The following is a 17411-nucleotide window of genomic DNA, read 5'->3' on the forward strand; positions in this document are numbered from 1 at the left end:
CCCCCTGACATTTCGGACGGGTTCGAGGCAAGTCGGCAGCTTGTCTCCTGGCGCTGCCCCCGCGTGCCAGCCGTCCCGTTTTTCGCTTTCGCAATTGCTGGAGACAACCATGATTCATGACGTTGTTGTGGTCGGCAGCGGTGCTGTCGGCGCATCCATCGCATTCGAACTGGCGAGCCGCGGGCTGAGCGTCTGCCGGGTTGGCGAGGTCAGTCGGCGCAATGCTGCCTCGCGCGCCGCGGGCGCCATGAACGGCTGCTTCGGCGAGGTCACTCGCGGTCTGCTGGCCAGCGAGCCCGGTCGCCTGAAACTAGCGATGGATATCCAGGCCAAGGGCCTCTGGGCGCACTGGAGCGAACGCCTGAGTCGCGCCAGCGGCAACCCGGCCGGCCTGCTCAGTGCCTGCGGCACCCACGTGATCCTCAATTCCGCCGGCCTGGGCGAGATCGATAGCGGCAACTACGCAGCCATCGAGCAGGCCCTGCGCGACTACCAGACCTTCTACACCCCGCTGGCGCCGGAGCAACTGGAGTGGGTCAGGGCCAACGAGCTGGTGCGGCCGATGCAGGCCTTGCTGATTCCCGACGAGAACGCCATCGACGCGCCCTTGCTGCTGGACAAGCTCGACGCCGCGCTGCTCGGCTGTGGCGGCGAGATCATCGACGGCAACGCCCGCGCGGTGCTCAGCGAAGGCTGGAGCGTCACCGGCGTGGCGCTCGACGATGGCCGGCATCTGCCGGCCCGGCACGTGGTGGTGGCCGCCGGGGTGCACTCGCTGGAACTGCTCGAGGGCCTGGAGGAAATCCATCGGCACCTTCCGCCGCTGTTCGCCGGTTACGGCGTGTCCATCCTCCTGCGCCTGCGGCCCGGGCAGAGCCTGCCGCGCACGGTGATCCGCACGCCGAACCGGGCCTTCGCCTGCGGGCTGCATTGCGTGCCGCGGGGCGACGACCTGCTGTATGTCGGCGCTACCAATATCCTTGCCGAGCAACCGCGCAGCCATGCCCAGGTGTCCGACGTGCAGTTTCTCCTCGACTGCGCGGTCGACCAGCTCAACCTCGATCTGCATGACGCGGCCATCGTCGATATCCAGGTCGGCAACCGGCCGATCAGCGCCGATGGTTTCCCCCTGATCGGGCCCTGCGAGTACGACGGCCTGTGGCTGGCCACCGGCACCTACCGCGACGGCCTGCACCAGTCGCCGCTGCTGGCCGGCTGGATCGCCGACCGTATCGAAGGGCTCGACAACCCCCTCGACCTGAGCGGCTTCACCCCGCTGCGCGAACCCCTGGCCGGACTGCCGCGGGACGAGACGGTGGCGGAAACGGTGCGGCAGATGTTCGCCACGGGCTACGAGTATCGCTGGAACATCAAGCCGTACTGGATGCCGCTGCTCGACCAGGGCATGAGCGAGAACTACACGCGCCTGGTCACTTCGCTGCATCCGCGCTACACCCCGCCGCCAGAGCTGGTGGCCTTCTCCTGGCTGTACCGCTCGATGTACGAGCGCCTGGCCCGCTACTACGAGGCCTGGTCATGATTCTCTGTGCGTTCGAACACCATCAGGCCATGGCCCTGCGCAAACTCGACGGCGCCGGGGTGTGGGATCCGCTCGGCGACCTGCGGGCCCTCACCGACAAGCACTTCAGCCCCGACCGGGCCCTCGATGCGCAGCGCCTGGATAGTTTCCGCAGCGATGTCGCCGAGCGCTGCGCGCGCATTCCGCTGGGCCACATCCTCGGTTACGTCGACTTCGGCGAGCAGCGCCTGCTGGTCGGCAGCGGCACCTTCGTGCCACGCCGGCAGAGCCTGGCCATGGTGCGCTGGATCGAGCGCAACCTGGCCCTGAGTCGCGAATCGACGGTCTACGACCTGTGCGCCGGGGTCGGTGCCATCGGCCTGGCGATCTGGGCCGGCAGTGCCGCGCGCACGGTCTGCGTCGAGCACGACAGCACCGCGCAAGCCTATCTGCGGCGCAACATCCAGCGTGTCGATGCGCGGCACGAGGTCAGCCTGCTGGCGGCGGACATCACCTGCCCGGAGGCGTTCGAGCATGCCCGTGGCGGCGTCGATGTGGTGGTCAGTAATCCGCCCTACGTGCCCCATGGCACCGAGCTGCTGCCCGAATGGAGCCGGCACCATCCACCGGCTGCCGTGTTCGCCGGGCAGCGGGGTGGCGAGCTGATCGCCGCCAGCGCACGCCTGGCCGCGGCGCTGCTGCGCCCGGGCGGGGTGCTTCTGGTCGAGCACGGCGAGACGCAGTCGGCGCAGGTCGGCAGCCTGCTGGAAGCGCAGGGCTTCCACTCGATCCGGCACTGCCACGACGACGATTTCAGCGACGCGACGGGGCCCTCCGTCTTTACCGTGGGGAGAACGGCATGAATGACCACGCACCGGTGCCCGCCGGCACCGACGACAACTGGATGAACATCCGCCGCCAGCGCACTAGCCAGGCCCTGGACAGCGCGCTGGCCGAGGGCCTCACCGGCTTCGAGGTGATCGCCCGCAACGGCAAGCAACTGACCCTGGTGGACGGCAGCACCTGCACCGAGTTCGTCTCCTGTTCCTACCTCGGCCTGGAAAGCCATCCGGCGCTGATCCTCGCCGCCCAGGTGGCGCTGGAGCGGATCGGCGTACACCTGTCGTCCAGTCGCGGGGCGATGAGCCCGGTGTACCTGCGCCAGCTGGAGCAACTGCTCGGCGATATCTACGCCGGTTGCAGCGTCACCGTGTTCAGTTCCACCAGCAATGCCCATCTCGGCGTGCTGCCATTGCTCGGCAGCGGCGGCATGGACGGCTATGCCACCCGCGAGGCCGGGGTGATGTGGCTGGTGGACCGTACCGCCCATGCCTCGATGCAGGTGCTGCGCGGGGTACTGGCGCAGTTCGGCCCGGTGCAGCGGGTCGACAGCGCCGACAGCGATGCGCTGGACCAGGCCCTTGCCCAGTGCGATCGAGAGCGCCGCACCCCGGTGCTGCTGATCGATGGGGTCGGTTCGATGTCCGGCCTGCTGCCGGTGGCATCTCTCGCCGAGCGCCTGCGCGGGCACGCTGGCTATCTGTACGTCGACGATGCCCACGGCATCTCCATCAGCGGTCGCTATGGCGCCGGCTATGCCTTCGACAACCTCGGCCATGAGCTGCCGGCCAACACCCTGATCGCCGGCTCGCTGAGCAAGGCCTTCGGCGGCGCCGGCGGTTTCATCGTGCTCAAGCCCGGGGCCAATGTCGGGCAACTGCGCGCCCTGGCCAATCCCCTGGTATTCGGTCACAGCATCCCGGTGCCGCTGCTGGCGGCCAACGTCGCCGCGGCGCAGATCCACCTGTCCTCGGAGATCCAGCCGTTGCAACAGGCTTTGTGGGGCAACCTGCGACGCCTCGACGAGCGGGTCGAGCAGCCCCTGCTGAACAGCGGTCTGCGTGCGCCGATCCGCGGCGCGCTGTTCGACAACGAGCGCCAGGGCAGCATCGCCGCCAGTGCCCTGCGTGCCTCGGGGCTGGTGGTGTTCCCGGTGTTCTACCCGATCGTCGAGAGCGGCCGCGCCCTGCTGCGCTGCGCGGTTTCGGCGGCGCACAGCCCGGAGCAGATCGACTGCCTGGCACGCAAGCTCAACCTGCAACTGAGCCGGGCTCCCGGCCAACGTTGAACGCGGAGGCAGCGATATGTCAGGCATTCCTTTCGATCCGGCGTCCGCGGGGCTCCAGGACCTGCGGCCCTGCCGCGAGCAACTGGACCGGATCAACCTGCTGCTGGTCGACCTGCTCGCCGAGCGCATGACCATCTGCCGGGTCATCGCCCACATCAAGGCGCGTCGCGGCATGCCGGTCATCCAGCCGCAGCGTGTGGTGTCGACCCTGGAGCGGGTGCGCGAACTGTCGCGGACCCGGCAACTGCGCGCGGAATACCTCGAAGACCTGTTCCAGCTGATCATCGAGGAAACCTGCGACGAAGAGCTGCGGGTCATTACCGATCTGCAGCGCCTGGGCGAGGGCTGAGCCATGCGCGTGCTGATCGTCGACAACTTCGACTCCTTCACCAACAACATCGCCCAGTACCTCTATGAGGTCTGCGGCGAGCAGCCGGTGGTGGTGCCCAACACCCGGCGTTTCGAGCAGCTCGACCTGGCGTGTTTCGATGCCGTGGTGCTGTCGCCGGGACCGGGGCATCCGGCGCGGGCCGCCGACTTCGGGGTCTGTCGCGAGGTGCTGGAGCAGGCGAGCGTGCCGCTGCTCGGGGTCTGTCTCGGCCACCAGGGCATCAACTGCTTTTTCGGCGGCCGGGTGGAGCGCGCACCGCAGCCGGTACACGGCTATCGCACGCGCATCCGCCACAGCGCCGACGACCTGTTCGCCGGCATCGAGCAGGACTTCGAGGTGGTGCGCTATCACTCGCTGGTCTGCACCGAAGTCCCGGACTGCCTGGCGGTCACCGCGCGCTCGGCCTGCGGCCTGGTCATGGGCCTGGCCCATCGCGAGCGGCCGATCTGGGGCGTGCAGTTCCATCCCGAATCCATCGATTCGCAGTTCGGCCGGCAGATCCTGCGCAACTTCGTTCGCCTGGTTGACGAAAGGCGCGGCCTGCCCGATCAGGAGGCGATCGCCGCGGCCCTGGACGCCGCCGGCGGGCCCGCGCGGCTGCAGCTCGACTACCAGGCGCTGGCGCCCCTGCCGGCGCCGCTGGACGCCTTCGCCAGCCAGTTCGGCGACGCCGCCGCGGCCTTCTGGCTGGACAGCGAACTGGCCGACCCGGGCCAGGCCCGCTATTCGCTGATGGGGGCCTGCGATCCGGGCTCGGCGCTGGTGTTCCGCTATGACGTCGAGCGCTGCCAGCTGCGTATCGAGGGCCCTGGCGGACGCAGCGTGCTGCGCGGCGATTTCTTCGCGTTGATGAGCGGGATCATGGTGTGCTTGCGGCCAACGGGGGAGACGCAGGCGCCGTTTCCGTTCAGCGCGGGCCTGGTGGGCTACCTGGGCTACGAACTGAAGGCGCTGACCGGTGCCGACAACCTGCACGTTTCGGACCTGCCCGACGCGCTGTTCTACCTGCCGCAGAATTTCCTGGTGTTCGATCACCATCGCGACCAGGCCTGGCATTGCCACCTGTGGGGCGAGCGCCTGAGCCTGCGGCCGCCGCGTCAGGCCGAGCCGGGCAAGGTCCCCGAGTACTTTCCGGGGCCGGTGGCCGAGGCCGCCCTGGGGCTGGCGGATTGTTCCAGCGCCTATCAGGCCAAGGTGGATGCCTGCCTGCAACAGATCGTCGAGGGCGAGTCCTATGAAATCTGCCTGACCAACCGCGCGCGCATGCCCTGCGCCGAAGCACCGCTGCGCGTCTACCAGCGCATGCGGGCAATCAGTCCGGTGCCCTATGGTGCGTTCATCGACACGGGCGAGTTCGCCATCCTCAGCGCTTCGCCGGAGACCTTCCTGCGCATCGACCGTGACGCTCGGGTGCAGTCGCGGCCGATCAAGGGCACCCGCCCGCGTGGCTGCACCCCGGAGATCGACCGGCTGCTGCGCGAAGACCTCGCCGGTTCGGCCAAGGACCGTGCGGAGAACCTGATGATCGTCGACCTGGTGCGTCACGACCTCAACGCCATCTGCGTGCCGGGAACGGTGCGGGTGCCGCAGGCCTTTGCCATCGAAAGCTATTCCTCGGTGCACCAGCTGGTGTCCACCGTGGAGGGACGCCTGCGCGCCGATGTCGATGTCTTCGCGGCGATCCGCGCCTGTTTTCCCGGTGGTTCCATGACCGGTGCACCGAAGCGCCGGACCATGCAGATCATCGACCGCCTGGAGGCATCGGCGCGCGGTGTGTACGCCGGTGCCCTGGGCTGGATCGGCCTCGACGGGCACACCGAGCTGAGCATCGTCATCCGTACCGCGGTGCTCCGCGACGGCATCGCCCGCTTCGGCATCGGCGGCGCCATCGTCGCGGCCTCGGACCCCGAGCAGGAAATGCACGAGACGCTGGTCAAGGCCAGCGTGCCGTTCCACGCCATCAGGAGGTGAGACATGGACAAGTATCTGATCGTCGGCGGCGCCGGCATCGTCGGGCGCTTCATCGCCGGCCTGCTGGCCGACGCCGGGCATGCGCCGATCGTCATCGACCGCGAGCCGGCCGGACGGGCCTTCGACCAGCGGGTGATGGATGCCCTGGAGCTGCCCGAGGAGGCCCCGGAACTGCTCCAGGCCGCCACCGTGCTGGTCCTGGCGCTGCCGGAGGAGGTCGCCCTGCAGGTGCTGGAGCGCTATGCGCCGCGCCTGCCTTCGCTGCGCCTGCTGATCAACACCTGCTCGGTGCAGCAGCCCTTCCAGGCCCGGGCGGTACGGCTGTTGCCCGGCGTGCCGTCGCTGGGCGTCAACCCGATGTTCTCGCCGACCCTGGATTGTCGCGGGCGTCCACTGCTGCTTTGCGAGCGTGAACCTGGCGCGGCGGGCGATGACTTTGCCGGGCTGCTGCAGGCGTGCGGGATGCGGGTCAGCCGGTTGCGGCCGGATGAACATGACCGCCTCATGGCGGTTTGCCAGACCCTGCCGCACGCCGCGGTGCTGGCGTTCGCCCTGGCCGTGCAGCGCAGCGAATGCGATCCGGCGCTGCTCGCGGCGCTGGCGCCGCCGCCGATGCAGGCCCTGCTCGGCCTGTGCGCACGGATCCTCGACAACCCGCCGCAAACCTACTGGGACATCCAGCGCCACAACCGTCACGGTGCGCGCCAGCGCGAGTACCTGGCGGCGGGCCTGGACCTGCTGCACCAGTTCTGCCGCCAGGACACCCCGGACGCCTTCGTCGCCGAACTCGACGCGGTGCGCGACTACCTCGGCGCCAGCCACGAGCACCACGCACGGATGTGCGCCCGGCTTTTCAGTCTGTTGAACACCACTCAGGGAGAGACCCACGATGCAGCAAGCGGCAAGCCCTCTGTTCTCGATGCTCAGGGACCGCAGCAAGGGGACGGCGTTGCTGGTGATCATGCTGCCGGTGCTGCTGGTCACCATCGATAACACCATCCTCAATTTCGCCCTGCCGCGCATCGCCGTGGCACTCAACCCTTCGGCCGCGGCGCAGCTGTGGATGATCGATGCCTACTCGCTGGTGCTGGCCGCGCTGCTGGTGACCATGGGCAGCAGCGGCGATCGCTTCGGCCACCGCCGGCTGCTGTTCATCGGCTGCGGCGGTTTTGCCGTGGTGTCGCTGTTGCTGGCCCTGTCCTGGCAGGACTGGCAACTGATCGCCGGGCGGGCCTTGCTCGGGGTGTTCGGGGCGATGATCCTGCCCGCAACCCTGGCGCTGATCCGCAGCGCTTTCGACGATCGCGAGGAACGCCGCCTCGCCGTGGCGGTGTGGGCCACCTGCCTGACCCTCGGCTCGGCCCTGGGGCCGTTGCTCGGCGGGGTGCTGTTGCAGTTCTTCGACTGGCCATCGGTGTTTCTCGTGGCCCTGCCATTTCTCCTGCCGGTCCTGCTGCTGGCACCGTCGATCAACGACACCGAGCGACAGGCGGGCGGGGCGGTGGATGTGCCGAGCATCCTGCTCAGCCTGGCGGCCATGACCTGCGTGATGCTGGCGCTCAAGCAGGCCGCCACCCGCGGTTTCGATGCCCAGGCGCTGCTGTGCCTGCTGGCGGGGCTGGCCTGGGGCCTGTCGTTCGTGCGCCGGCAGTTGCAGCTGGAGCAGCCGCTGCTCGACCTGCGCCTGTTTCGGCACCGGGCGTTCAGCGTGTCGATCCTGGTCAACCTGGTGAGTCTGGGGTTGCTGGTCGGCTTCATCTTCTTCGCCACGCAACTGCTGCAACTGGTGTTCGGCCTGTCACCGCTGGCGGCGTGCCTGATCCTGGTGCCGGGGCAGGTGCTGGCCCTGCTGGCCGGGATGGCGGTAGTCACGCTTGCCCGCCGGGTTGCACCGAACCACTTGATCAGCGCCTGTCTGTTGCTGGCGGCGGGGGCGTTCGCCGTGATGGCACTGGTCGAGGCCAGCGTGGCGAGCCTGGGCATCGCCTTCCTGCTGCTGAATGTCAGCGTGGCGGCAATCACCAGCGTGTCCAATGACCTGGTGCTGTGCAGCGTGCCGGCGGAGCGGGCCGGCAGTGCTTCGTCGGTCAGCGAGACGGCGTATGAAGTGGGGGTGGTGTTGGGGACCACGCTGATCGGCGGGGCGGTGGCGGCGCTGTATCGCTTGTCGCTGGTGCTGCCGGAGGGTGTCTCCGAGGAGGTGCTGCGCGCCACCGCGACGCTGGGCGGGGCGCATGCGCTGCAAGAGGGCGGCGGCGTGCTGTCGGCGGTGAATGCCGCGTTTCGCGATGGGGTGAGCGTTACCAGCGGGGTGGTGGCGTTGGGCGTGGTGCTGTTTGCGCTTCTGGTCCTGCGCAGTTTGCGAGGAATGCCAGCGCCTGCAGGGACTAGCTGAGCAACGCCTGCAGCGTCGCCAGGTCGTCCGCTTCCTCCACCGGCTTGTCCTGGCGCCAGCGCAGCATCCGCGGAAAGCGCACGGCGATGCCGCTCTTGTGCCGTTTCGACAGGGCGATGCCTTCGAAGGCCAGCTCGAAGACCATGCTCGGGGTCACGCTGCGCACCGGGCCGAAGGTCTCGACGGTGGTCTTGCGGATGATGCTGTCGACCCCGCGCATCTCCACATCGCTCAAGCCGGAATAGGCCTTGGCGAACGGCACCAGGGTGCGTTCCGCGCTGCCGGGCGGGGCGTCCCACACGGCGAAGGTGTAGTCGCTGTAGAGGCTGGCGCGCCGACCGTGGCCGCGCTGGGCGTAGATCAGCACGGCATCGACGGTGAACGGGTCGATCTTCCATTTCCACCACACGCCCATGTCCTTGGTCCGGCCGACCCCATACAGCGCTTCCCGGGCCTTGAGCATCAGCCCCTCGACTCCCCGGCTGCGCGACGCCTCGCGCTGGCGGGCGAGGTCGGCCCAGTCGCTGGCCCGCAGTAGCGGCGAAAGCTGCAGGACCGCGCTCTGGCATTGCCCCACGACCTGTTCCAGTTGCTGACGGCGTTGCTGCTGCGTGCGGTTGCGCCAGTCCTCGCCAAGCCACTCCAGCAGGTCATAGGCCAACAGGACCACCGGCGCTTCGGCCAGCAGTTTCCTGCCCAGGGTCTTGCGTCCGATGCGCTGTTGCAACAGGGCGAAGGGCTGCACGGCGATCCCGTCGACGCGACTGTCGGGCTTCCACACGACGATTTCGCCGTCCAGCACCGTGCCGTCCGGCAGGCTCGCCGCCAGCGCGTGCAATTCGGGAAAGCGCTCGGTGACCAGTTCCTCGCCCCGCGACCAGATCCACAACTGCCCCTCGCGCTTGACCAGCTGCGCGCGAATGCCATCCCACTTCCACTCTGCCTGCCAGGCATCGACCGGGCCGAGCAGGGTGTCGAACTGTTCCACGTCCTGCTGCAGGGCGTGGGCGAGGAAGAACGGGTAGGGCTGGCCGCCACGCTGCGCATGTTCCTCGGCGCTGGGCGCGGCGATCAGGGCGCGGTAGGCGGCGGCGTCCGGCCTGTGCCGCAGGTCGGTGTAGCCAACCAGGCGCTGCGCCACCTGCTTGGCATCCAGTCCGGCCAGTTGCGCCAGGGCCCGGGTCACCAGCAGCTTCGACACGCCGACACGAAAACTGCCGGTGATCAGCTTCATGCACACCAGCAGGCTGTTGCGGTCCAGTTGCGCCCACAGCGATGGCAGGCGCTCGGCCAGCACCTCCGGGGCCAGGCCGCGCAGGGGCAGCAACTGCTGCTCGACCCAGTAGGCCAGGCCGGCGTCGCTGCTGTGAGGGCTTTGCGGCAGGAGCAGGGAAAAGGTCTCGGCGAGGTCGCCCACCGCCTGGTAGCTCTCCTCGAACAGCCATTCCGGCAGGCCTGACAGGCGCACCGCCAGTTCCCGCAGCAGGCGCGTCGGCACCAATTGCCGCGGGCGTCCGCCGGAGAGGAAGTACACCGCCCAGGCCGCGTCCTCCTCCGGCGCCTGGCTGAAATAGTCCTGCAGGGCCTGCAGCTTGGCGTTGCTGGAGGTGGTGGCGTCCAGGCGCAGGTAGAGCTCGGCGAACGCCTTCATGAGGCGGCCTCCGCATTGCCTGGCGCATCGTCTTCCTCGCCATATTCAGTGACGAAGGCGCGGGCATCGAGGCCCTGTTCGGTGAGATAGCGCACCAGCACCTGCACCGAGCCGTGGGTGACCATCACCCGTTGCGCCCCGGTCTGTTCGATGGCCCAGAGCAGGCCGGGCCAGTCGGCGTGGTCGGACAGCACGAAGCCGCGATCGACGCCGCGCCGCCGCCGCGTTCCGCGCAGGCGCATCCAGCCGCTGGCGAAGGCGTCGCTGTAGTCGCCGAAGCGGCGCATCCAGCTGCTGCCGCCGGCCGACGGCGGGGCGATGATCAGGGCCTGGCGCAACAGCGGGTCGTTGCGCGGGATATCCCCGGCGTAGCGGGTGGTCGGCAGGTCTACGCCGGCCTCGCGGTAGACCCGGTTCAGCGGCTCCACGGCGCCGTGGGCGAGGATCGGGCCGAGGCTGGCGTCGATGCCGTGGAGGATGCGCTGCGCCTTGCCGAAGGCGTAGCAGAACAGCACGCTGGCCTTGCCGCGGGCCTGGTTGTCGCGCCACCAGGCGTTGATCTGCTGGAAAATCTCGGCCTGCGGCGGCCAGCGGTAGATCGGCAGGCCGAAGGTGGATTCGCTGATGAAGGTGTGGCAGCGCACGGGTTCGAAGGGCGCGCAGGTGCCATCGGGTTCCACCTTGTAGTCACCGGAGGCGACCCAGACCTCGCCGCGGTATTCCAGGCGCACCTGGGCCGAGCCGAGCACGTGGCCGGCGGGGTGGAAGCTGAGGGTGACGCCGTGGTGGTCCAGGGGCTGGCCGTAGGGCAGGGTCTGCAGGTCGATGTCGCTGCCGAGGCGGGCCCGGAGGATGCCGGCACCGGCTTCGGCGCAGAGGTAGTGGCGATTGCCGGAGCGGGCGTGATCGCCATGGCCATGGGTGATGACCGCGCGGTCCACCGGGCGCCAGGGGTCGATGTAGAAATCCCCGGGTGGGCAGTACAGGCCTTCGGGGCGGGCGATGACGAGGTCCATGGCGATGGGCCTGGGTGGTGGGCTTGTAGCGGTAGAGCGGTGGCGGGCGGGAGAAGTTCTTTGATTTTCGGGACCTCATCGCTGGCTTGCCAGCGATGAGGTCCTTGAGGGCAATGGACGAGTTACTTGCCAGGCACCAGGGTCAGGCGCTTGCTGCCATACACCCGCTCGTAGTTCTGCCCCTGCAGCGGCACGCTCTGGTACTGCCCGCGGAACCAGGCATCCAGGCCGTTGGCGAACTGCGGGCTGGCCGGGTTACCTGATTGGCCGCTACTGCTCAGCAGCTGCAGCGGTTCGGCCTGGCCGAAGTCCACCACCAGGCGCTGCGCTGGCGCCAGGCTGGCCTTGAAGTCCTGGCCCCAGGCGAATGGCGAGGCGCTCAGGGTGCTGTGGTCGCCACCGCTGGCCTGGGCGCGGCGGTCGAGCTTGTCGCCGATGCCGAACAGATTGGCCACCGGCCACTGGTACTGGTGCAGCTTGCCCCACTGCCAGCCACGCCGGTCGCTGCCCAGCTGCTGCTCGCCCGCGCTGATCGCCGCGGCCAGGCTGCGGGCGAGGATGGTCGGCTTGTCTTCCACCGTCGGGGTCGTGCGGTCATCCCAGAACGGGCTGTCGTCGCGGCCCAGCAGGTGGTCGGCCTGGGCCGAGTAGGACAGCCGGGCATTGGCGACGAAGGCCTGCCAGGCCGCGCTGGATTCCGGCCCCAGCTCGTCGAGGAAGGTCAACCGCGCGCTCTGCTGCAGGAACAGCTCGTAGATCGCGGCGTCGGCGGAGGTCTGGCTCAGGCGACCGTCGAAGGCCATCAGCCGGGTATGGGCTTCGCGGGCCCTGGCCTGCTGCTCGGCGGGCAGGGCATCGATGGCCTTCTTCAGCGCCTGGGCCATGCCCGGGGCTTCGAACATCGCCTTGAGCTTGCCGGCGAACAGGGTGGTCTGGTCGTTCTGCATGGCGATCAGGCTGCGCGCGTCGTGCTTGCCGTTGCCGGCCAACTGCGCCAGGCGCTCGGCGCGCTCCGGGTAGGACCAGCTGTTGGACAGCTGCATGCCGTAGCCCCGGGGCGCGCTGCGCTGGGCGGCATTGCCCAGCCAGCCTTGGGGTGGATCCTGGTCGTAGGGGTGGAGCATGGCGTCGGCGTAGCCGTCCCAGTCGTAGCGGCTTTCCCAGCCCGGCGAGGGCACCAGGCCCTGGCCTTCGCGGCGGTTCGGGTAGCGCCCGGTGACCTGCCAGCCGACATTGCTGGCATCGGCGATGACCATGTTCAGCGGCACCGCGCCGATCTCGCGGCTGGCCTCGAAAGCCCGTTCGACGTTGCGTGCCCGCGACAGGTCGAAGAACGCATCCAGGCTTCTGTCGCCTTTGAGGTCCGGCATCTTCAGGGCCAGGCCGAGGCTGCCCTTGTCGCCGGTGAGCAGGGCGCCGTGGGCGGTTTCGTAGATCACTTCGCGCTGCGCACCGCGGCCCTTGATGAAGTAGGTCTCGTTGCGCACCCGCGCGTTCTGCCAGCGACCATCGGTTTCGTACTGCAACTGGCTGCCCTGGCGGCGCAGCTTTTCCAGGTACAGGTCCTGGTTGTCGCCCATGGCGGTACTGCCGCTCCAGGCCAGGGCGCCGTTGAAGCCGGAGAGGATCATCGGCAGGCCCGGCAGGCTGAAGCCGGCGGCCTGGTACTTGGTGGTGCGGATCTGCACCGGGCTGAGCGCCCAGGCGCCCTGGTTGTCGCTGGCCAGCAGGCTCTTGCCGTTGCGGCTGCGTTGCGCGGTGATGGCCCAGCTGGCCGAGTTGGCGCTGCCCAGCACATTGAATGCCGCCAGCTGTTCGCTGACCGCCGCCACGGGCGCCAGGCCGCTGAGCTGGCTGGTGAGGTTGAGGCCCTTGAGCTTGGCCGCCTCGGCGTCGTTGAGCGGTTCGTCCGGGTAGTTCGGCAGCAGCCAGGCGAGTTTGTCGGCACCGACTTTCTGCGCCAGGGTCAGGGCGGCGAGCTCTTCCTGCAGGTTGACCGACTGGCTGAAGCTGTACAGGGCGAAGAGCAGCGCCGAGTCCTCGGCCTTCCAGTATTCCGCACGGTAACCGGCCACCGGCGCCGGCAGCTTGTCGCGGTAGCGGAACAGGTAGGCGTTGACCCCGCGGGCATAGACCTCGAAGAAGCGCTTCAGGCGTGGCGAAGCATCGGCGTAGAGCTGGTTGGCGCTCTGGCGCAGGTTGGTCGCGCGCATGAAGCGGTCGACTTCCAGGGCGTCGGCGCCGGCCATCTCGGACAAGCGTCCCTGGGCCAGCAGGCGCATGCCGAGCATCTGCCCGATGCGGTCGGAGGCATGCACGTAGCCGAGGCTGAACAGCGCATCGTGGAACGAGCTGCTTTCGATCAGCGGCATGCCCTGGGCATTGCGCCGTACCGAGACGTTCTGCGCCAGGCCCTTGAGCGGTTGCACCCCGACCGTGGGCGGTACGCTGTCGGCGTAGTTGCCGGTCTGGCAACCTGCCAGGCCGAGCGCGGCCGCGACGACGCCGAGGCGAAGACGGGAAAGGGAAAAGGCTGGCGAGGCCATGGCAAAGCTCCTGCAAGGGGGTGGCGGCTGAAAGGCGCTACGTTAGTGAGCGCTCGCACGCCGTGCAAGCAGGGGCGGGCGCTTTATTTTCAAAGCGCCGCGCTGGCCGTGAGGCTTAGTTCTGCGGCGGATTGATCCTGTCGACCAGGGCGTAGGCGCGCTGGGTCGCCGGACGCGCCTGAATTCGCTCGAACCAGGCCTTCAGGTGAGGGAAGTCGTCAAGATCCTGCTGCTGGAAGGTGTGCGGCACGATCCACGGGTAGATCGCCATGTCGGCGATGCTGTAGGACTCGCCGGCGACGAACGGTCGGTCGCCCAGGCGTTTGTTCAGTACACCGTACAGCCGCGCGGTCTCGTCGACGTAGCGCTTGATCGCGTAGGGCACCTTTTCCGGTGCGAAGCGATTGAAGTGGTGGTTCTGCCCGGCCATCGGGCCGAGGCCGCCCATCTGCCAGAACAGCCACTGCAGGGTTTCCTGGCGGCCGCGCAGGTCCCGGGGGATGAACTGGCCGGTCTTTTCCGCGAGATAGAGCAGGATCGCGCCCGATTCGAACAAGGCCAGCGGCTGGCCGTCCACGGCGTCGTTGTCGACGATGGCCGGGATGCGGTTGTTGGGGGCGATTTTCAGGAAGTCGGCGGCGAATTGCTCGCCCTTGCCGATATTGATCGGATGGATCCGGTAGGGAAGGCCGGTCTCCTCAAGGAACAGGCTGATCTTGTGGCCGTTGGGGGTGGTCCAGTAATACAGATCGATCATGAGGCGCTCCGTCAGGAGACGGCAGCAGGATGAGCGCTGCCGTCGGTCTGCCGCGCTGGCGCGCAGCGGTCGGTGCAATGGATATCACAAAGCCAGACCGCTGTTACAGAGCGGCGCGCTCAGGCGCCGTGGCACTTCTTGAATTTCTTCTCGCTGCCGCATGGGCAAGGGTCGTTGCGGCCGACATCCTTCAGCGCGTTGCGCACCGGCTCCTGCGGGCCGTGGTTGCAGTGCGGGCCATGCACGTGGCCGTGGTCATGGTGATGATGGTCGTGGTCGTGATTGCAGTCAGGACCGTGGACGTGGGGTTGCTGGCTCATTGCGGGTTGCTCCGGGAAAAAATCGCCGGGGATTATCGCACCACTGCGCGACGAGCGCAGCCCGCCGCGCATCGCCGTTCAGGCAGCGACGTAGCTCGAGCAGCACTTCTTGTACTTCTGCCCGCTGGCGCAGGGGCAGGCATCGTTGCGTCCGGCCTTGAGGCCCACGGTCGGGTCGATGAAGTACCAGCGGCCCTGGTTCTGCACGAAGGCCGAGCGCTCGCGGTGGCTGTGTTCGCCATCGAGGTCGTGCCAGCGCGCGGTGAAGGTCACGAAGGCATGCTCGGGCTGGCCGCCGAAGACTTCCGCCGATTCCACCTCCAGGCCGAGCCAGGTGCTTTGCGCGCTCCAGGCGGCGATGCTCTGGCGATCGAGACCGGCCTGCTGCACCGGCAGGGTGGTGGCCACCAGGTAGTCCACCAGGCCCAGCACATAGGCACTGTAGCGCGAGCGCATCAGGGTCTGCGCATCCGGGGCCGGCTGGCCGGCGTGATAATGCCCGCAGCAGGCGTCCAGCAGATCGCCGCTGCCGCAGGGACAAACCGAAACACTCATCGCGTCACCACCAGTACTTGCCGAAGTTTTCCGGATTGGCCCAGAACTTGGCGTTGAGCCAGTCCGGGACCTGCTTGTAATCGCGCAGATCGTAGGTGTACAGGCCGAGTACCTGTTCCTCGCGCTGGAAGCGTTCGTTGGCCTGCAGGGCCAGTGCGTAGAAATCGGTGTCTGCCCAGCCGCTCGCGGCGAGGTCGGCGAGTACCGCGATGCGACTCGAATTGAGATTGCGGATGCCGCCGAGCAGTTGCAGGCCGCTGCGCTTGGGCAGGTGCTCGAGGCAGTCCACCAGCAGGGCCAGGTCGTAGCGCTTGCCGGCCAGTTCGCTCGGCAACGGCCCGGGAGCGGCGACGTCGATGCTGGACTGCGGGTGCGCGCTGGCGAAGGCGTCCAGCGCGGGGAAGCGCGCGCCGACCAGCAACAGGCGTTGCGGCGCATGGTGTTCGAGCAGCGCGGCCAGGGCCTGTTGCGGCGTGCGCGAAGAAAAGCTTTCGGTCATCGAAGGTCCTCATCTGATCCCGCCAAGACTAGCGGGCAACCACGCTCAGGCAAAGGGGGCGTAATGGCTTATCGCTGGCGGAGATGGTTTCAGCGGTCTTTACTCCCATTGATCGGTTCCCACCGAGTTCCCCCCATGGAGACGCAACAAATGAGCATAGTTCGCACAGTTTTACCTCTGGTTCTGCTGACCAGCGTTTTGACTGGTTGCGCAGGTTTGCAAAAAACCGACTGGCCGAAGTGTGCCGCCGTCGGGGGTGTAGGCGGCGCCGCGCTAGGCGCTATCGAGAGCAGCAGTTGGGCCGGTTGGGGCGCCCTGGTCGGTGGCACCATGGCCGCCGCCTATTGCTGGGTTCACGGCGATGGCGACGAAGACGGCGATGGCGTACCGGACAGCCGCGACAAGTGCCCTGGCACCCCGCGTGGCGTGCAGGTCGATGCCAACGGTTGCCCGCCTGAGCCGGCCGCGCCAGTGGTCGAAGAAGTGGTCGTGGTCAAGGAAGAAACCATCGTCATCCGCGATGTGCACTTCGCCTTCGACTCCGACAAGCTCACCGCCAGCGACAAGCAGCGCCTCAACGTCATCGCCGAGCGCCTGCGTCAGGAATCGGCGAGCGCCCGTCTGACCGTCACCGGGCATACCGACAGCGTCGGCTCCGATGCCTACAATAAGCGGCTCTCCGACAAGCGGGCGCACTCGGTGGTGCGTTACCTGGTCGAAAGCGGCGTGCCGCAGGCCAGCTTCGTTTCGGTGAGCGGCATGGGTGAAAGCCAGCCTGTGGCCGACAACAGTACCGCCGATGGCCGTGCGCAGAACCGCCGTACCGAGATCAAGATCCAGCGTTGAAACCTCGCCGCCCGTGGCTTGTGAAGTGCCATGGGCCGGTCTTTACTCCTGTGTGACCGGTAATAGCCGGTAACACAGGAGGCATTTCCCCATGACCGCACTTACCAAGGTCGCGCTGCCCGTGCTGTTGGCGGCGGGCCTTCTTTCAGGATGTGCAACCCACAGCGATGGCAGCGCGCCGCTCAACCAGCGGACCTGGCCGATCTGCAGCCTGCTTGGCGGCCTGGTCGGTGGCGGTCTCGGCGCCATCGAAAGCTCGGCCTGGGCTGGCGGCGGCGCGGCCGCCGGCGCGATCGCCGGTGGGTTGATCTGTTATGCCCAGGATGGCGACGAGGACGGTGATGGGGTATTCGACCGCCGCGACCGCTGCCCGGACACGCCGGCCAACACACCGGTGGAACACAACGGCTGTCCGACACCGCAGTATCCGCCTTCGCAGAAACCCGCCGAACCGGAAGCGTCCCCGTCGGAGGTGATCACCCTGAGCGATCAGGGCAACGTACTGTTCGCCTTCGACTCCGCTGAGCTCACGGCGGCCGCCCAGCAGCAGTTGCAGGGGTTGGTCGAGAAGTTGAGCAATCCGCAGGTGCGCACCGTTCGCGTGGTCGGGCACACCGACAGCCAGGGCAGCGATGCCTACAACCAGGGACTTTCCGAGCGCCGCGCGGGCAGTGTCGCGACCTACCTGATCAATGCCGGGATCACGCCACAGAAGGTCAGCAGCGAGGGGCGTGGCGAAAGCGAGCCGGTGGCCGATAACGAAAGCGATGCCGGTCGGGCGCAGAATCGCCGGGTAGAGCTGCACCTCAATTGATCG

Annotated in this window: 16 protein-coding genes; 9 read left to right on the top strand and 7 right to left on the bottom strand. The window is 68.0% G+C overall.

The window, feature by feature from the left end:
* Window positions 1-109 precede the first annotated feature (109 nt).
* Genes RTI28_RS06010 through RTI28_RS06040 form a run of 7 tightly spaced genes read left to right on the top strand, consistent with a single transcriptional unit; the run spans window position 110 to window position 8404 of the window.
* Window positions 110-1540: an FAD-dependent oxidoreductase gene (locus RTI28_RS06010; protein ID WP_316919581.1), complete on the top strand. Its 1431-nt coding sequence runs from the start codon at window positions 110-112 to the stop codon at window positions 1538-1540.
* On the top strand, window positions 1537-2382 hold the full coding sequence (locus RTI28_RS06015; RefSeq protein ID WP_316919582.1) for a N5-glutamine methyltransferase family protein: 846 nt from the start codon (window positions 1537-1539) through the stop codon (window positions 2380-2382). The genes RTI28_RS06010 and RTI28_RS06015 overlap by 4 nt, the downstream gene beginning before the upstream one ends.
* Window positions 2379-3647: an aminotransferase class I/II-fold pyridoxal phosphate-dependent enzyme gene (locus RTI28_RS06020; RefSeq protein ID WP_316919583.1), complete on the top strand. Its 1269-nt coding sequence runs from the start codon at window positions 2379-2381 to the stop codon at window positions 3645-3647. The genes RTI28_RS06015 and RTI28_RS06020 overlap by 4 nt, the downstream gene beginning before the upstream one ends.
* Window positions 3648-3663: 16 nt before the next feature.
* Window positions 3664-3996 (top strand): chorismate mutase, encoded by a 333-nt coding sequence (locus RTI28_RS06025; protein WP_316919584.1) that lies wholly within the window; start codon window positions 3664-3666, stop codon window positions 3994-3996.
* Between the two features lie 3 nt (window positions 3997-3999).
* Window positions 4000-6009, top strand: coding sequence for an aminodeoxychorismate synthase component I (gene pabB / locus RTI28_RS06030; protein WP_316919585.1), 2010 nt, complete (start codon window positions 4000-4002; stop codon window positions 6007-6009).
* 3 nt (window positions 6010-6012) lie between these two features.
* The gene (locus tag RTI28_RS06035; RefSeq protein ID WP_316919586.1) at window positions 6013-7002 is read left to right on the top strand and encodes a prephenate dehydrogenase dimerization domain-containing protein; all 990 of its coding nucleotides are present in this window, start codon (window positions 6013-6015) and stop codon (window positions 7000-7002) included.
* A complete protein-coding gene (locus tag RTI28_RS06040; RefSeq protein ID WP_316919587.1) occupies window positions 6899-8404 on the top strand; it encodes an MFS transporter in 1506 nt (501 codons plus the stop codon). The genes RTI28_RS06035 and RTI28_RS06040 overlap by 104 nt, the downstream gene beginning before the upstream one ends.
* Here the strand turns inward: RTI28_RS06040 and RTI28_RS06045 are convergent.
* From RTI28_RS06045 to RTI28_RS06075, 7 genes are all read right to left on the bottom strand, one after another.
* The gene (locus RTI28_RS06045; protein ID WP_316919588.1) at window positions 8397-10055 is read right to left on the bottom strand and encodes an ATP-dependent DNA ligase; all 1659 of its coding nucleotides are present in this window, start codon (window positions 10053-10055) and stop codon (window positions 8397-8399) included. The genes RTI28_RS06040 and RTI28_RS06045 overlap by 8 nt on opposite strands.
* Window positions 10052-11071, bottom strand: a complete 1020-nt coding sequence (locus RTI28_RS06050) for a ligase-associated DNA damage response exonuclease (RefSeq protein WP_316919589.1) — start codon at window positions 11069-11071, stop codon at window positions 10052-10054. Before RTI28_RS06050 ends, RTI28_RS06045 begins: the two co-directional genes overlap by 4 nt.
* Window positions 11072-11193: 122 nt before the next feature.
* Window positions 11194-13617: a penicillin acylase family protein gene (locus RTI28_RS06055; protein WP_316919590.1), complete on the bottom strand. Its 2424-nt coding sequence runs from the start codon at window positions 13615-13617 to the stop codon at window positions 11194-11196.
* A 115-nt stretch (window positions 13618-13732) separates the two neighbouring features.
* Window positions 13733-14374 carry a glutathione binding-like protein gene (locus tag RTI28_RS06060; RefSeq protein ID WP_316919591.1) on the bottom strand — a complete coding sequence of 214 codons (642 nt, stop codon included), beginning with the start codon at window positions 14372-14374 and terminating at the stop codon, window positions 13733-13735.
* Between the two features lie 119 nt (window positions 14375-14493).
* Window positions 14494-14694 (bottom strand): SEC-C metal-binding domain-containing protein, encoded by a 201-nt coding sequence (locus RTI28_RS06065; protein ID WP_316919592.1) that lies wholly within the window; start codon window positions 14692-14694, stop codon window positions 14494-14496.
* Between the two features lie 78 nt (window positions 14695-14772).
* Window positions 14773-15249 carry a YchJ family protein gene (locus RTI28_RS06070; RefSeq protein ID WP_316919593.1) on the bottom strand — a complete coding sequence of 159 codons (477 nt, stop codon included), beginning with the start codon at window positions 15247-15249 and terminating at the stop codon, window positions 14773-14775.
* Between the two features lie 4 nt (window positions 15250-15253).
* Window positions 15254-15748, bottom strand: coding sequence for a DUF6231 family protein (locus RTI28_RS06075; protein ID WP_316919594.1), 495 nt, complete (start codon window positions 15746-15748; stop codon window positions 15254-15256).
* Between the two features lie 150 nt (window positions 15749-15898).
* Between RTI28_RS06075 and RTI28_RS06080 the strand changes: the two genes are divergently transcribed.
* The gene (locus tag RTI28_RS06080) at window positions 15899-16594 is read left to right on the top strand and encodes an OmpA family protein (RefSeq protein WP_316919595.1); all 696 of its coding nucleotides are present in this window, start codon (window positions 15899-15901) and stop codon (window positions 16592-16594) included.
* Window positions 16595-16685: 91 nt separating this feature from the next.
* Entirely contained in the window at window positions 16686-17408 is a 723-nt protein-coding gene (locus tag RTI28_RS06085) for an OmpA family protein (RefSeq protein ID WP_316919596.1), read from the top strand.
* Window positions 17409-17411: the final 3 nt, after the last annotated feature.

It is taken from the genome of Pseudomonas sp. zfem002 (genome assembly GCF_032621685.1).
Classification (GTDB): domain Bacteria; phylum Pseudomonadota; class Gammaproteobacteria; order Pseudomonadales; family Pseudomonadaceae; genus Aquipseudomonas; species Aquipseudomonas japonica.